General features: G+C 71.6%; 11 protein-coding genes. 7 read left to right on the forward strand and 4 right to left on the reverse strand.

The window, feature by feature from the left end:
• Positions 1 to 229: 229 nt before the first annotated feature.
• Positions 230 to 1627, reverse strand: a complete 1398-nt coding sequence (locus J1792_RS29340) for an alpha-amylase (RefSeq protein WP_372446198.1) — start codon at positions 1625 to 1627, stop codon at positions 230 to 232.
• A gap of 296 nt (positions 1628 to 1923) precedes the next feature.
• On the opposite strand from J1792_RS29340, the gene J1792_RS29345 reads away from it, so the two are divergent.
• From J1792_RS29345 to J1792_RS29370, 6 genes are all read left to right on the forward strand, one after another.
• The gene (locus J1792_RS29345; protein ID WP_086572387.1) at positions 1924 to 3225 is read left to right on the forward strand and encodes an extracellular solute-binding protein; all 1302 of its coding nucleotides are present in this window, start codon (positions 1924 to 1926) and stop codon (positions 3223 to 3225) included.
• Positions 3226 to 3231: 6 nt separating this feature from the next.
• On the forward strand, positions 3232 to 4173 hold the full coding sequence (locus J1792_RS29350) for a carbohydrate ABC transporter permease (protein ID WP_207248565.1): 942 nt from the start codon (positions 3232 to 3234) through the stop codon (positions 4171 to 4173).
• On the forward strand, positions 4170 to 5024 hold the full coding sequence (locus tag J1792_RS29355; RefSeq protein WP_086572383.1) for a sugar ABC transporter permease: 855 nt from the start codon (positions 4170 to 4172) through the stop codon (positions 5022 to 5024). The genes J1792_RS29350 and J1792_RS29355 overlap by 4 nt, the downstream gene beginning before the upstream one ends.
• Positions 5025 to 5095: 71 nt before the next feature.
• On the forward strand, positions 5096 to 6733 hold the full coding sequence (locus J1792_RS29360; protein WP_207248566.1) for a glycoside hydrolase family 13 protein: 1638 nt from the start codon (positions 5096 to 5098) through the stop codon (positions 6731 to 6733).
• A gap of 25 nt (positions 6734 to 6758) precedes the next feature.
• Positions 6759 to 7826 carry a LacI family DNA-binding transcriptional regulator gene (locus J1792_RS29365; protein ID WP_307843125.1) on the forward strand — a complete coding sequence of 356 codons (1068 nt, stop codon included), beginning with the start codon at positions 6759 to 6761 and terminating at the stop codon, positions 7824 to 7826.
• A 62-nt stretch (positions 7827 to 7888) separates the two neighbouring features.
• Positions 7889 to 8734, forward strand: a complete 846-nt coding sequence (locus J1792_RS29370) for a phosphatase PAP2 family protein (RefSeq protein WP_086572378.1) — start codon at positions 7889 to 7891, stop codon at positions 8732 to 8734.
• Between the two features lie 45 nt (positions 8735 to 8779).
• On the opposite strand, the gene J1792_RS29375 is transcribed toward J1792_RS29370, so the two are convergent.
• On the reverse strand, positions 8780 to 11875 hold the full coding sequence (locus J1792_RS29375; protein ID WP_086572376.1) for a bifunctional [glutamine synthetase] adenylyltransferase/[glutamine synthetase]-adenylyl-L-tyrosine phosphorylase: 3096 nt from the start codon (positions 11873 to 11875) through the stop codon (positions 8780 to 8782).
• A gap of 41 nt (positions 11876 to 11916) precedes the next feature.
• Positions 11917 to 13278 (reverse strand): gamma-glutamylpolyamine synthetase GlnA2, encoded by a 1362-nt coding sequence (gene glnA2, locus J1792_RS29380; protein WP_086572374.1) that lies wholly within the window; start codon positions 13276 to 13278, stop codon positions 11917 to 11919.
• Positions 13279 to 13508: 230 nt separating this feature from the next.
• Between glnA2 and J1792_RS29385 the strand changes: the two genes are divergently transcribed.
• Positions 13509 to 14219: an HNH endonuclease family protein gene (locus J1792_RS29385; RefSeq protein WP_086572372.1), complete on the forward strand. Its 711-nt coding sequence runs from the start codon at positions 13509 to 13511 to the stop codon at positions 14217 to 14219.
• On the opposite strand, the gene J1792_RS29390 is transcribed toward J1792_RS29385, so the two are convergent.
• Complete coding sequence (locus J1792_RS29390) at positions 14188 to 14679, reverse strand: hypothetical protein (RefSeq protein ID WP_086572370.1); 492 nt, start codon at positions 14677 to 14679, stop codon at positions 14188 to 14190. The two genes, J1792_RS29385 and J1792_RS29390, sit on opposite strands and share 32 nt — an antisense overlap.
• Between the last annotated feature and the right edge of the window lie 64 nt (positions 14680 to 14743).

Raw genomic sequence — 14743 nt, forward strand, 5'->3', positions numbered from 1 at the left:
CATGCCTATGGCTGCCGCGAGGGCGGCTAAGCGTTTCACTGTTGCGGTGCTCCTTTGGCTGGGGTCACAGACGTGGTGCTTGCCCCGGTCCCGCCCTTTCACCGTTTTCGGGGGCTTCGCCCCCGGCCCCCGGACCGCGCTGCGCGCGGCGTCCTCAATCGCCGGACGGGCTGAAATCACAGCCCGGCCGGCGTTTGAGGCCTTACGGGAAGGGGCGGGGTGGGGGAACTCAAGCGCAGACGCGGGCCCCCACATGCAGGGCCAGCGCCGTGTTCGCGGCGACCGTCGCCGTGAAGCGACCGTCCCCCGCCACCGTCACCCGGCGTCCGCTCTGCACGTCGCAGTAGTCACCGGCCGCCAGCGACGTCTGGAACGTGCGGGTCACGGCGTACGCCTCGTGGTTGATCACGGCGTAGCCCTTGCTCCCCCGGCCGAAGGCGATGGTCTGGTAGCCGTTGTCCCACCAGTCGGTGACGGCCGTGCCGCGTACGGCGTTGCGGAAGGCGACCATGCTGCGGATCTCGGGCCAGGCGTGCTGGCACTTCCAGCCGTCCTGCCAGCAGGCGCCCACGGCGCCGCCCCGGGGCGGGCCGGCGTCGCGGTCGGAGAACTCGTAGCCGGAGTGGATGTCCGGCGAGCCGTAGGGCCAGGCGAGCATGAAGACGTTCGCGAGGGTGTAGGCGGCGCCGTCCTTGTAGTTCAGGGTGTCGCCGCCGCGTTCGGTGTCGTGGTTGTCGACGAAGACGGAGGCCTTGCCGCCGGGGAGGTAGCCCCATCCCTCGCCGTGGTTCTTCAGGTAGGCGAGCCGCTCGCCGAGGAGGACGCGCTTGAGGTCGCGGGCGTAGCGGAACTCCTGGACGTCGCCGGTGCCGAGGTACTCCTCCGGCTGGACGGCCTCGCCGGCGCCGAAGATCGTCTCCTGCTTCCAGTGGACGTCCGGCCTGCTCAGGCGGGATTTGATGGCGGCGAGGTCCTGGGCGGGGATGTGCTTGGCGGCGTCGATGCGGAAGCCGTCGACGCCGAGTCCGAGCAGGTCCTCGAGGTAGGCGGCGATGCGGGCGCGTACGTGTTCCTCGCCGGTGTCGAGGTCGGCGAGGCCGACGAGCTCGCAGTTCTGGACGTTGCCGCGGTCGCGGTAGTCGCTCACGACGGTCGTGCAGTCGTCCATGTCCTGGCGCTGGTAGGTGCCGGGGTAGTCGTACTTCGTGTACGGCGTGCCGCCCGTGCCGGTGCCGGAGCCGGCCGCCATGTGGTTGACGACGGCGTCGACGACGACCTTCACGCCGGCCGTGTGGCATGCGGCGACCATGGTGGTGAAGGCGGCCCGGTCGCCGAGCCGTCCGGCGATGCGGTAGCCGACGGGCTGGTACGAGGTCCACCACTGGGGTCCCTGGACGTGTTCCTGGGGCGGGGAGACCTGGACGTAGCCGTATCCGGCGGGGCCGAGGGCGGTGGTGCACTCCTTCGCCACGGAGCGGTAGTCCCATTCGAAGAGGACGGCGGTGACGTCCTTCTCGCCGGGTGGGCTCGCCTGGGCCTGGGGTGTGCAGACGGCCGCGCCCGCCACGAGGGCGAGGGTGGCGGTCAGGACTCTTCGGGCGATGTCGGACATGCCGGTGGGGGGCACGGGTCCTCCTGGGGTGGGGGGTGCGGTATACGAACCCCGTACGGCAACGCGCCTTGCCCGTAAGGCCCATGAAGGTTCTTTCAGCAAGTTTGCCCGCACGAGTGCAACCGCTTGCCGCCGAGACCGTACGAGTCCCTCGCGTAACGGTCAACCCCTGGGACACGGTCCGGTTACAACCCCGTAATCTCGCGATTCACTTCTTGCAAGGTCTTTCGCAAGAGATTGCAGCCTGTTAACTTCCTCCTCAGCTCGGGCCGCCCGCACCAAGGCCGGCCTCCCCGAAAAGGAGCATCCATATGCGAAGAGGCATATCGGTCGCCGCCGTTGTCGGCGCGCTGGCCCTGACCATGACCGCCTGCGGCGGTGGCGGCGGCGACAAGAGCGACGGCTCCAAGGCGGCGAACGACCCGGGCAGTGTGACCGGCACCGTCACCTGGTGGGACACCTCCGACGCCACCAACGAGGCGCCCGCCTTCAAGAAGCTGGTGGCGGCCTTCGAGGCCAAGTACCCCAAGATCAAGGTCGAGTACGTCAACGTCCCCTTCGACCAGGCCCAGCAGAAGTTCAAGACCGCCGCCGCCACCGGCAAGGGCGCCCCGGACGTGCTGCGCTCCGACGTGGGCTGGACCCCCGGCTTCGCCCAGCTCGGCTACCTCAAGGACCTCACCGGCACTCCCGCCCTCGACAAGAGCGAGGACTTCCTCGAGGGGCCGCTGAAGAACGCCGCCTACCAGGGCAAGACCTACGGCGTCCCGCAGGTCACCGACACCCTCGGCCTGCTCTACAACAAGGAGCTGCTGAGCAAGGCGGGCGTCGACAAGGCCCCGGCGAACTGGAAGGAGGTCAAGGAGGCCGCGGAGAAGATCAAGGACAAGACCGGCGCCGGCGGCATCGGTCTGAGCCCGGACAGCTACTACTCCCTGCCCTTCCTCTACGGCGAGAACAGCGACATGGTCGACGCCGCCAAGAAGAAGATCACGGTCTCCAGCGCCGCCTCCCTCAAGGGCATCGAGACCGCCGTCGACCTGGTGAAGTCGGGCGCCGCGCCCAAGCCGGCCGGCACCGACGGCTACAACGCCCTCAAGACGGACTTCAAGAACGGCAAGCTGGCCATGATGGTCGACGGTCCCTGGGCGACCAAGGAGATCTTCGGCGGCGAGGCCTTCAAGTCCAAGGACAACCTGGGCATCGCCCCCATCCCGGCCGGCTCCACCGGCACCGCGGGCGCCCCGGTCGGCGGCCACAACCTCGTGGTCTACGCCGGCTCCAAGAACTTCGACGCCAGCTACCTCTTCACCCGCTTCATGACCGAGGCCGCCCAGCAGGAGAACGTCTCCAACGCCATCGGCGTGCTGCCGACGCGCAAGTCGGCCTACACCAAGGCCGTCCTGGCCGACCCGGTGCGCAGCTCCTTCCACGACGCGCTGGGCAAGGCCCACCCGCGCCCGCCGATCCCCCAGGGCGGCGATCTCTTCACGGAGTACCTCCAGCACTACACCAAGATCCTCACGCTGAAGGAGGAGCCCAAGGCGGGCCTGGACGCCACGGCCAAGGCCTGGCAGTCCGCGCTCCTCAAGGACTACGGCATCGAGGAGTAGGACCCGATGGCCACAGTCGTCACCAAGGTCAGGCGCTCCTTCGGCACCCACTGGTACGCGTGGGCGATGGTGCTGCCCGTCGTCATCGTGCTGGCCGTGCTCGTCGGCTATCCGCTGGGGAAGGGCATCTACCTCTCCCTCACGGACGCCAACGAGGCCAGCGTCGGCCGCACCATCGGCGTCAACCACATCGCCGCCACCTACGAGTTCGTCGGACTCGACAACTACTGGAAGGTGCTCTCCGGCCAGGACGGCCACTTCTACTCGCGCCTGACCTGGACCGTCGTCTGGACCGCGGCCTGCGTCTTCCTGCACTACGCCATCGGCCTGGGGATGGCCCTGCTGCTCAACCGGGAGGTCCGTTTCCGGGCCCTGTACCGGGTGCTGCTGATCCTTCCCTGGGCGGTGCCGGCGTTCGTCGCCACGTTCTCCTGGCGGCTGATGTTCAACGAGAAGTACGGCGTGCTGAACGCCTTCCTGACCGGGCTGGGCATGGACCCGGTGGACTGGCTCGGCGACAGCACGCTGCAGAAGATGGCGGCGGTCGCGGTCAACGTGTGGCTGGGCGTGCCGTTCATGATGGTGGCCATCCTCGGCGGCCTGCAGGCCATCCCGGGCGAGCTGCACGAGGCCGCCGAGATGGACGGCGCCTCGCCGTGGCAGCGCTTCCGGCACGTGACCCTGCCGGGGCTGCGGCCGGTGAGCGGCACGGTGATCCTGCTGGGCGTCATCTGGACGTTCAACATGTTCCAGGTGATCTACCTGCTGATCGGGCAGGGCGCGAGCTCGGACAGCGAGATCCTGGTGACGTACGCCTACCGCCTGGCGTTCCAGGGGATCCGCGACTACGCCGGGTCGGCGACGTACGGGATCCTCATCCTCTCCCTCCTGCTGGTCTTCGCCACCTTCTACCGCCGGATGCTCGCCCGACAGGAGGCCCAGCGATGAGCGCCACCACCCCCAGGCCGCGCGGGCGCGGGCAGCGCTCGCGCGTGGCCTCCGTCGCCCTGCACACCGCGCTGATCACCGCCTCGCTGATCTCGCTCTTCCCCGTCCTGTTCATCGTCCTCGTCTCGCTGCGCGGGCGGGACGGCTGGCAGGAGCCCACGAAGTTCACGGGCTTCGACCTCTCCAACTACACCCACATCCTGGGCGAGACGAAGTTCCTCACGTGGTTCGGCAACTCCGTGGTGGTGGCCCTCGGCGCGACCGTCGTGGGCGTCCTCATCTCGGCGACCGCCGGCTACGCCGTCTCCCGGATGCGCTTCCCCGGGCAGCGGCCGCTGATGTGGACCTTCCTCGTGGTGCAGATGTTCCCGATGGCGGTGCTGATCGTGCCGCTCTACACCATCCTCGGGCAGCTCGAGCTGCTGGACTCCCACGCCGGTCTGATCCTCACCTACTGCTCGGTGTCGGTGCCGTTCTGCGCGTGGATGCTCAAGGGCTACTTCGACTCGATCCCGGCCGAGATCGACGAGGCGGGCCGGGTCGACGGGCTCACGCCGTTCGGCACGTTCTGGCGGCTGATCCTGCCGCTGGCCCGGCCGGGGCTGGCCGTGACCGGCTTCTACTCCTTCATCACGGCCTGGGGCGAGGTCGCCTTCGCCAGCCAGTTCATGAGCAGCGAGGACCACTACACGCTGGCGGTCGGCCTGCAGACGTTCGTCGGCCAGCAGAAGGCCGAGTGGGGGCTGATGACGGCGGCCGCCGTGCTGATCACCGTCCCGGCCGGCCTGGTCTTCTTCGTCGCCCAGCGACACCTGGTGGCGGGGCTCACCGCCGGCGGCACCAAGGGCTGACCTTGTGCGCGCACCGTCGTTGAGCCCTGCACACGACCCGTACTACGTGACTACGAGCCGATAGGAAGTACATGACCCAGGATCTGGCGCCCTCCGTCCGCCCGGCCGCCGACGCCTCCCGGCAGGCCGACGGCTGGTGGCGCAGCGCTGTCATCTACCAGGTGTACGTGCGCTCGTTCGCCGACAGCGACGGGGACGGCATCGGCGATCTGCGGGGCATCCGGCAGCGGCTGCCGTACCTGGCGGGCCTGGGCGTGGACGCGCTGTGGCTGACGCCGTTCTACGCCTCGCCGCAGGCGGACGGCGGCTACGACGTGGCGGACTACCGGGCCGTGGACCCGCTGTTCGGGGAGCTGTCGGACGCGGACGACCTGGTCCGCGAGGCGCACCGGCTGGGGCTGCGGGTCATCGTGGACATCGTGCCGAACCACACCTCCGACCGGCACGCCTGGTTCGAGGCCGCGCTCGCGGACCGGTCGGAGGGGGCGGCCCGCGAGCGCTACCACTTCCGTCCCGGCCGGGGCCCGTCCGGCGAACTCCCACCGAACGACTGGGAGTCCGTCTTCGGCGGTCCGGCCTGGACCCGCACCACGGACGCGGACGGCACGCCGGGCGAGTGGTACCTCCACCTGTTCGCGCCCGAGCAGCCGGACCTCAACTGGGACAACGCCGAGGTGCGGGCCGAGTTCGAGTCCGTGCTGCGGTTCTGGCTGGACCTGGGCGTGGACGGCTTCCGGATCGACGTGGCGCACGGCATGGTCAAGGCGCCGGGGCTGCCGGACATCGGGCGCACCGAGCAGGCGAAGCTGATCGGCGCGCAGGTGCTGCCGTTCTTCGACCAGGACGGGGTGCACGAGATCCACCGCGCCTGGCGGCGGCTGCTGGACTCCTACCCGGGTCAGCGGATCGGGGTGGCGGAGGCGTGGGCGCCGACGTCGGAGCGGCTGGCGCTGTACGTACGCCCGGACGAGCTGCACCAGGCGTTCAACTTCCAGTTCCTGACCTGCGACTGGGGCGCGCGCCCGATGCGGGAGGTCATCGACGAGTCGCTGGCCGCCACCCTGTCGGTGGGGGCGCCCACGACGTGGGTGCTGTCCAACCACGACGTGGTGCGGCACGCCACCCGTTACGGCGCCGGCGACGGGGAGCTGGGCCTGCGCCGGGCGCGGGCGGCCGCGCTGCTGATGCTGGCGCTGCCGGGCTCGGTGTACGTCTACCAGGGCGAGGAGCTGGGGCTGCCCGAGGTCGTGGACCTGCCGGACGAGGTGCGCCAGGACCCGGCGTTCTTCCGGGGCGACGGGCAGGACGGTACGCGCGACGGCTGCCGGGTGCCGCTGCCGTGGTCGGGCGGGCAGGCGCCGTTCGGCTTCGGGCCGGGCGGGAGCTGGCTGCCGCAGCCCGAGGCGTGGGCGGCCCTGTCGGTGGAGGCGCAGTCGGGAGACCCGCGCTCCACCCTGGAGCTGTACCGCTCGGCGATGGCGCTGCGGCGGGAGCTGCCGGGGCTGGGCGACGGGGAGATGACGTGGCTCGACGCGCCGGAGGGCGTGCTGGCGTTCTCCCGGCCGGGCTTTGTGTGCACGCTCAACACGCTCGACGGCGAGGCGACCCTGCCGGTGCCGGGCCGTCCGGTGCTGGCCACCGAGGCCCTGGAATTCTCTGGCGGAACGGTCAGAATCCCTGCGAATACATGTGTGTGGTGGGCAGTCTGAGATGCGACCGGTACAGTCACCTCCTGTGACCGCCCGGCTAGCCGATATCGCAGCCCAGGCGGGTGTCAGCGAAGCAACCGTCAGTCGCGTTCTCAACGGAAAGCCGGGGGTGGCCGCCTCCACCCGCCAGTCCGTGCTGGCCGCGCTCGACGTACTGGGCTACGAACGGCCCGTCCGGCTGCGGCAGCGCAGCGAGGGACTGGTCGGGCTGATCACCCCCGAGCTGGACAACCCCATCTTCCCGGCCTTCGCCCAGGTGATCGGCCAGGCCCTCACCCGCCAGGGGTACACCCCCGTGCTGGCCACCCAGACGCCCGGCGGGTCCACGGAGGACGAGCTGACGGAGATGCTCGTCGACCGTGGCGTGGCCGGCATCCTCTTCGTCTCCGGGCTGCACGCGGACACCTCCGCCGACATGCAGCGCTACGAGCGGCTGCGCGCCCAGGGCGTGCCGTTCGTGCTGATCAACGGCTTCTCGTCGAAGGTGCGGGCGCCGTTCGTCTCCCCCGACGACCGGGCCGCGGTGCGGCTGGCCGTCACCCATTTGGCCGCACTGGGCCACCGGCGGATCGGGCTGGCGCTCGGGCCCCGGCGGTACGTCCCGGTGCAGCGCAAGATCGAGGGCTTCCTGCTGAGCATGCGCGAGGTGCTGGGGGTGCCCGAGACGGAGGCGGAGCGGCTGATCGAGCATTCGCTGTTCACCCTTGAGGGTGGTCAGGCGGCGGCCTCCGCGCTCATCGACCGGGGGTGCACGGCGGTGGTGTGCGCCAGCGACATGATGGCGCTGGGGGTGATCCGGGGGGCGCGTCAGCACGGCCTCGAAGTGCCGCGCGACGTCTCGGTGGTGGGCTTCGACGACTCGCCGCTGATCGCGTTCACCGATCCGCCGCTGACCACGATCCGGCAGCCGGTGCGGTCGATGGGGCAGGCGGCGGTGCGTGCACTGCTGGAGGAGATCGGCGGCACCCCGGCCCCGCACAGCGAGTTCGTCTTCCTGCCCGAGCTGGTGGTCCGGGGGTCGACGGCGTCGGCGCCGGGGCCGCGCCCGGACACCCCTGCGGAAGGATCAGGGCCCGCGCCCCAGGGGCGCTGAGGGGCGGGGACCAGACCTGAGGACGATCTGCGGACGGGCGCTTTCTGGCAGACTCTTCCCCTATGGGTGAAGCGACAGCAAGGACCCTGGAAGGCCGGACGGCCGCCCCGCCACCCACCGTGGAGCGGGGGGACGCGCCGCCGGCGGAACATCGCTTTCTGCGCAGGCTGCGCTCCCCGCGCCACCCCCGCCTGTGGTTCGAGGTGCTGCTGATCGCGGTGAGTTACTGGACGTATTCGCTCGTCCGCAACGCCGTCCCCGAGCAGCGGGCGGCGGCGCTGCGCAACGCCGACTGGATCTGGCGGGCCGAGCAGACCCTGCACATCGCCGTGGAGCACACCGTCAACAGGGCCGTGAATTCGGTGACGTGGCTGGTCGTGGGCATGAACTACTACTACGCCACGCTGCATTTCCTGCTGACGATCGGCGTGCTGGTCTGGCTCTACCGCTGGCATCCCGGGCGGTACGCCGCCGCCCGCCTCGCCCTCTTCGCCACCACGGGCGTGGCCCTGCTCGGCTACTACCTGTATCCGCTCGCGCCGCCGCGGCTGATGGAGAACATCGGCTTCGTCGACACGGTCGTGGTGCACCACACCTGGGGCTCGATGGCGTCGGGCAACCTGGCCGACGTCTCGAACCAGTACGCCGCGATGCCGTCGATGCACATCGGCTGGTCGACGTGGTGCGGCCTGACCATCGCCATGCTGACGCGGGCGGTGTGGGCGCGCGTGCTGGCGGTGCTGTACCCGGTGGTGACGCTGGTCGTGATCGTCTCGACCGCCAACCACTTCTGGCTGGACGCCGTGGGCGGGGTGCTCTGCCTGGCGTTCGGCTTCGCGCTCTCCTACGCCTGGTACCGGGCGTTCCCCTTCCGGCTGGCCCGCCATGTGGCGGTGCGCCGCGCCTAGCCGCATGCTGGGAGGTACGGGGTCCGCCGGCCGCCGAGCGGCCGGTCAGGCCCCGTAGAACAGCTCCTCGACCACGGCCCGGGCGCGCCGGGTGGTGCGGCGGTAGTCGTCCAGCATCTCCCCCACGTGGCCCGGTCCGTAGCCGAGGTAGCGCCCGACGGCGGCCAGCTCCCGGGCGTCGGTGGGGAACGTGTCCCCGGCACGGCCGCGCACGAGCATGACGGCGTTGCGCACGCTCGTGGCCAGCACCCAGGCCTCGTCCAGGATGCGGGCGTCCTCGGTGGAGAGCAGCCGCGCGGCGCAGGCCGCGGCCAGCGCCTCGCGGGTGCGGGTGGTGCGCAGGCCCGGCTCGGCCCAGGCGTGCCGCATCTGCAGCAGCTGCACGGTCCACTCCACGTCCGACAGCCCGCCACGGCCGAGCTTGGTGTGGGTGGTGGGGTCGGCGCCGCGCGGCAGCCGCTCGCTCTCCATGCGGGCCTTCAGCCGCCGGATCTCGCGCACGGCGTCCTCGCCCAGCCCCTCGGCGGGGTAGCGCAGCGGGTCGATCAGATCGACGAAGCGCCGCCCCAGCTCCTCGTCGCCGGCCACCGGCTCGGCCCTGAGCAGGGCCTGGCTCTCCCACACCAGCGACCAGCGCCGGTAGTAGGCGGCGTACGAGCCGAGGCTGCGCACGATGGGCCCCGACTTGCCCTCCGGCCGCAGGTCGGCGTCGACCAGCAGCGGGGGGTCGGTGGTGGGCAGTTGCAGCAGGCGGCGCATCTCGCCGGCGACGGCGAAGGCGGCCTTGCCGGCCTCCTCGTCGCTGACGCCCTCGCGCGGCTCGTGGACGAAGAGGACGTCGGCGTCGGAGCCGTAGCCCTGCTCGTGGCCGCCGAAGCGGCCCATGGCGATGACGGCGAAGCGGGTGGGCAGGGTGTCGCCCCACTCGGCCCGCACGGCGGCGCGCAGGGCCCCGGCGATGGTGGCGGCGTTGATGTCGGAGACGGCGTCGCCGACGGTCCGTACGCGGGCGCCCGGGTCGCTGCCGGCGGTCTCGGCGTGGCCGCGGGAGCCGATGCCGTGCTCGCCGGTGGCGTGGGGGCCGTCGCCGGTGTGGCCGTAGGCGCCGATGATGTCGGCGGCGGCCGTGCGGAACAGCTCGCGGCGGCGCACGCCGCGCGCGGCGACGATCGCCGCCTCGGCGTCCTCGGCGCGGCCGACCGCGGCCATCACCTCCTGCTCGAGGGCCTCGCGGCCGCGCGGGCGCAGGCCGCCGGGGTCGCCGAGCAGGGCGACGGCCTCGGGGGCGCGCAGCAGCAGGTCGGGGGCGAGGCGCCCGGCGGAGAGCACCCGGGCGAGGTTCTCGGCGGCCACCCCTTCGTCGCGCAGCAGGCGCAGGTACCAGGGGGTGCGGCCCAGGGCGTCGGAGACCTTGCGGAAGTTGAACAGTCCGGCGTCGGGCTCGGCGGAGTCGGCGAACCAGCCGAGCAGCACGGGCAGCAGGGTGCGCTGGATGGCCGCCTTGCGGGTGACGCCGGAGGCGAGGGCCTCCAGGTGGCGCAGGGCGCCGGCCGGGTCGGCGTAGCCGAGGGCCTCCAGGCGCTGGCCGGCGGCCTTGGGGCTGAGCCGGATCTCACCGGGCTCGAGCTGGGCGACGGCGTCCAGCAGGGGCCGGTAGAAGAGCTTCTCGTGCAGGCGCCGCACCTCGCGGGCGTGCAGCCGCCACTGCCTGCCGAGTTCGGCGACGGGCTCCTTGCCGGCGGGCCAGTCGCAGGTACGGCCCAGCGAGCGGCCCAGCCGGCGCAGGTCGGCCTCGTCCTCGGGGACGAGGTGGGTGCGGCGCAGCCGGTAGAGCTGGATGCGGTGTTCCAGAGCGCGCAGGAAGCGGTAGGCGGAGTCGAGCGCCTTGGCGTCCTCGCGGCCGACGTAGCCGCCGGCGGCGAGGGCGGCCAGCGCCTCGAGGGTGCTGCCGCTGCGCAGGCCGGCGTCGCTGCGGCCGTGCACCAACTGCAGCAGCTGGACGGCGAATTCGACGTCGCGCAGGCCTCCGGGGCCGAGCTTGAGCTCGCGTTCGACCTGGGTGGCGGGGATGGACTCGACGACGCGGCGGCGCATCTGCTGGACGTCGGCGACGAAGTTCTCGCGCTCGGCGGCCTGCCAGACCAGGGGGGAGACGGCGGCGACGTAGGCCTGCCCGAGGGCGAGGTCGCCCGCGACGGGCCGGGCCTTGAGCAGGGCCTGGAACTCCCAGGTCTTGGCCCACCGCTGGTAATAGGCGAGGTGGCTGGTGAGGGTGCGTACCAGGGGGCCGTTGCGGCCCTCGGGGCGGAGGTTGGCGTCGACGGGCCAGATGGTGCCCTCGGGGGTGACGTCGGAGCACACCCGCATCATCCGCGAGGCGAGCCGGGTGGCGGCCTGCAGGGCCGGCCCCTCGGGCGTGCCCTCCCTCGCCTCCGCCACGAAGATCACGTCGACGTCGGAGACGTAATTGAGCTCCTGGCCGCCGCACTTGCCCATGCCGATGACGGCCAGCCGGCAGGCGGCGGCGTCCGCGGGCCGCTCGTCGGCCGCGATCTCCAGGGCGGCGCGCAGGGTGGCGGTGGCCAGGTCCGCGAGCTCGGCGGCGGTCTGGGCGACGTCGATGGTGCCGCTGATGTCCCGGGCCGCTATGGCCAGCAGCGAGCGCCGGTAGGCGGCGCGCAGCGCGTCGGGGGGCGTGAGCCCGGCGTCGCGCCCGCGCCGGACGCCCTCGGCCAGGGCCCGTTCGAACTCCGGGGTGGCGGGGTGCAGATCGGCCGACTCGAAGCTGTCGAGGGCGTGCCAGTCGCCCGGGTGCCGGAAGAGGTGGTCGCCGAGCGCCTCGGAGACCCCCAGCACCCCCAGCAGCCGGTCGCGCAGCGGCTTGTGGGTGACCAGGGTGTCCAGCAGCTCCCGCCGCTCCCCGTCCCCCCGGGCGTCCTGCGCCTCCACCAGCCGCAGCAGCCCGCGCAGCGCGAGATCGGGGTCGGCGGTGGCGCCGAGCGCGTCGAGCAGCACCGGATCGGACCCCACGGCCCCCAGCACCGGGTCGTCCAGCAGCCGCTCGGCGGCGGCCGGGTCGGTGAAGCCGTACTTCAGCAGCCTGCTGTACGCACTGCTGCGCCGACCCTCCGGCACTGTCATCGGGAGCCTTTCGTCCGTCCGCGGTGGGGGCCAGGCCCCGCTCAGAGCACCGGCAGCATCTTGCGCAGCTCGAAGGCGGTGACCTCGGAGCGGTACTCCTCCCACTCCTGCTTCTTGTTGCGCAGGAAGAAGTCGAAGACGTGCTCGCCCAGGGTCTCGGCGACCAGCTCGCTGCGCTCCATGAGCTCGATGGCCTCGCCGAGGTTCTGCGGCAGCGGCTCGATGCCCATGGCCCGACGCTCGGCGTCGGACAGCGCCCAGACGTCGTCGTCGGCGCCTGCGGGGAGCTCGTACCCCTCTTCGATGCCCTTAAGCCCCGCGGCCAGCAGAACCGCGTAGGTCAGGTAGGGGTTGGCGCCGGAGTCGATGGAGCGGACCTCGACCCGGGTGGAGCCGGTCTTGCCGGGCTTGTACATCGGGACGCGGATGAGGGCCGAGCGGTTGTTGTGGCCCCAGCAGATGTACGAGGGGGCCTCGCCGCCGGCGCCGGCGGTGCGCTGGGAGCCGCCCCAGATGCGCTTGTAGGAGTTGACCCACTGGTTGGTCACGGCGGAGATCTCGCCCGCGTGCCGCAGCAGGCCGGCGATGAAGGACTTGCCGACCTTGGAGAGCTGGTACTCGGCGCCGGACTCGTAGAAGGCGTTGCGGTCGCCCTCGAAGAGGGAGAGGTGGGTGTGCATGCCGGAGCCGGGGTACTCGGAGAACGGCTTGGGCATGAACGTGGCCTGCACGCCCTGCTCGAGCGCCACCTGCTTCATCACGAGCCGGAAGGTCATGATGTTGTCGGCGGTGGAGAGAGCGTCGGCGTAGCGCAGGTCGATCTCCTGCTGGCCGGGGGCGCCCTCGTGGTGGCTGAACTCCACCGAGATGCCCATGGACTCCAGCATGGTGATGGCCTGGCGGCGGAAGTCCATGCCGACGTTCTGCGGGGTGTGGTCGAAGTAGCCGGAGGAGTCGGCGGGCACCGGGCGGCTGCCGTCGACCGGCTTGTCCTTGAGCAGGAAGAACTCGATCTCGGGGTGGGTGTAGAAGGTGAAGCCGAGGTCGGAGGTCTTGGCCAGGATGCGCTTGAGGACGTAGCGGGGGTCGGCGTAGGAGGGCGAGCCGTCCGGCATGAGGATGTCGCAGAACATCCGGGCGGTGCCGGGGGCCTCGGCGCGCCAGGGCAGGATCTGGAAGGTCCCCGGGTCCGGCTTGGCGATCATGTCGGACTCGTAGACCCGGGCGAAGCCCTCGATCGCGGACCCGTCGAAGCCGATGCCCTCGTCGAAGGCCTGCTCGAGCTCCGCGGGGGCGACGGCCACGGACTTCAGGTAGCCGAGGACGTCGGTGAACCACAGCCGGACGAACCGGATGTCGCGCTCTTCGAGCGTGCGGAGCACGAACTCCTGCTGCTTATCCATAGCTACCTATCCTTGCAGGTCAGACGGCTCGTTTCACCGGGTGCGGGCACAGGCTGGACCTTGAGTATCACGTCCCGGGGTTACCGGGGGGTTTCCGGGCGGCAGCCGCACCGTTCCGCCTTATGGGTGCATCGTACGTTCGCAGGGTGGATCTTGCCCCTCCCGATCCGCGGGATTTCCTCCCGTACCGGGCGGGAAGCCTCTTCGCGGGACGCGAGGGGGGATGCCGGATGCGGAAACTCCGTCACGCCGGGGCCGGGGCTCGGGCCGTCGTCAGGGCGGCGGCCGTCGCCACGGCCGCCGTGGTCGCGCTGGCCGGGACGGCCGGCTGCGGCAAGGACGACGCCGGGGGCGGGAAACCGGACGCGAAGGGCAAGGACCCGTTCACCCTGCCCGGCCTGCCGCCGGCCGGACAGGCCCGGACGCAGCTGGCGGGGCTGAAGGAGGAGGCGCCGCACTCGATGTCCGGCTACAGCCGGGCCGCCTTCCCGCACTGGGCGCAGCAGGGCAACAAGTGCGACACCCGCGAGACGGTCCTGGAGCGCGACGGGAAGGACGTCAAGCGCGACGCCGAGTGCCGGGCCGTCTCGGGCAGCTGGCGCAGCCTGTACGACGGCAAGACGTACACCAAGGCCGCCCAGGTCGACATCGACCACATCGTGCCGCTGGCCAACGCCTGGCGGTCGGGCGCCGACAAGTGGGACAACACCCGCCGCAAGGCGCTCGCCAACGACCTGACGCATCCGCAGCTGCTCACCGTCTCGGCGGCCACCAACCGTTCCAAGGGCGACCAGTCCCCCGACCAGTGGCAGCCGCCGGACCGTGCCTCCTGGTGCGTCTACGGCCGGGCGTGGGTGTCGGTGAAGAGCACCTACGCCCTGTCGATCACCGCCGACGAGCGCAAGACCCTCACGAAGATGCTGGACTCGTGCACGGGCTGAGCTGCCATTCGTGGTCGGGCACCCCTTTCTTGGGCAGGACCATCCGCAGCCCGTAGCCGCCGGCGCCGCGCTCGCGGCCCACGTGGAGGGCGAGCTTGTCGGCCGTGGAGTGCTTGTGGCTCATCAGGGCGCGGCCGGTCCAGTTCCATCGCTGGGCGGTGTCGGCGGGGGTGGCCAGCCTGCGCAGGGCGGGGCCGTGCCCCGCCGGGCCCAGCAGGAGCGTCAGCACACGGGGCACGGGGTCGTGGGCGTCGGCGGCGAGGGTGACGACGCCGGTGTCGGTGTCGATGTGCCAGGCGCTGTGCCGTTCGGTGACCGAGCCGTGCTCGCGGACGTCGACGAAGCCCTCGGTGGCGTGCCCGCACAGCACGTAGCGGGGGTCGGCCCGCCACTGCAGGACGTAGGCCGCGCCGCGCTCGATCGGGCCGCCGAACGGTGTGGGGTCGTGCTGTGGCCTCACCTGGGTACTCCTCGCCTGCGTACCGGACGCCCCCTGTCGCCGACCACACTGCCGTCCGCCCGCG

It is taken from the genome of Streptomyces triculaminicus (assembly GCF_017349075.1).
Taxonomy (GTDB): domain Bacteria; phylum Actinomycetota; class Actinomycetes; order Streptomycetales; family Streptomycetaceae; genus Streptomyces; species Streptomyces triculaminicus.

Bases quoted from the DNA above. Each gene is read 5' to 3' on its own strand.
- J1792_RS29345 (WP_086572387.1), top strand. From the start codon at position 1,924: ATGCGAAGAGGCATATCGGTCGCCGCCGTTGTCGGCGCGCTGGCCCTG.
- J1792_RS29350 (WP_207248565.1), top strand. From the start codon at position 3,232: ATGGCCACAGTCGTCACCAAGGTCAGGCGCTCCTTCGGCACCCACTGG.
- J1792_RS29355 (WP_086572383.1), top strand. From the start codon at position 4,170: ATGAGCGCCACCACCCCCAGGCCGCGCGGGCGCGGGCAGCGCTCGCGC.
- J1792_RS29360 (WP_207248566.1), top strand. From the start codon at position 5,096: ATGACCCAGGATCTGGCGCCCTCCGTCCGCCCGGCCGCCGACGCCTCC.
- J1792_RS29370 (WP_086572378.1), top strand. From the start codon at position 7,889: ATGGGTGAAGCGACAGCAAGGACCCTGGAAGGCCGGACGGCCGCCCCG.
- J1792_RS29375 (WP_086572376.1), bottom strand. From the start codon at position 11,875: ATGACAGTGCCGGAGGGTCGGCGCAGCAGTGCGTACAGCAGGCTGCTG.
- glnA2 (WP_086572374.1), bottom strand. From the start codon at position 13,278: ATGGATAAGCAGCAGGAGTTCGTGCTCCGCACGCTCGAAGAGCGCGAC.
- J1792_RS29385 (WP_086572372.1), top strand. From the start codon at position 13,509: ATGCGGAAACTCCGTCACGCCGGGGCCGGGGCTCGGGCCGTCGTCAGG.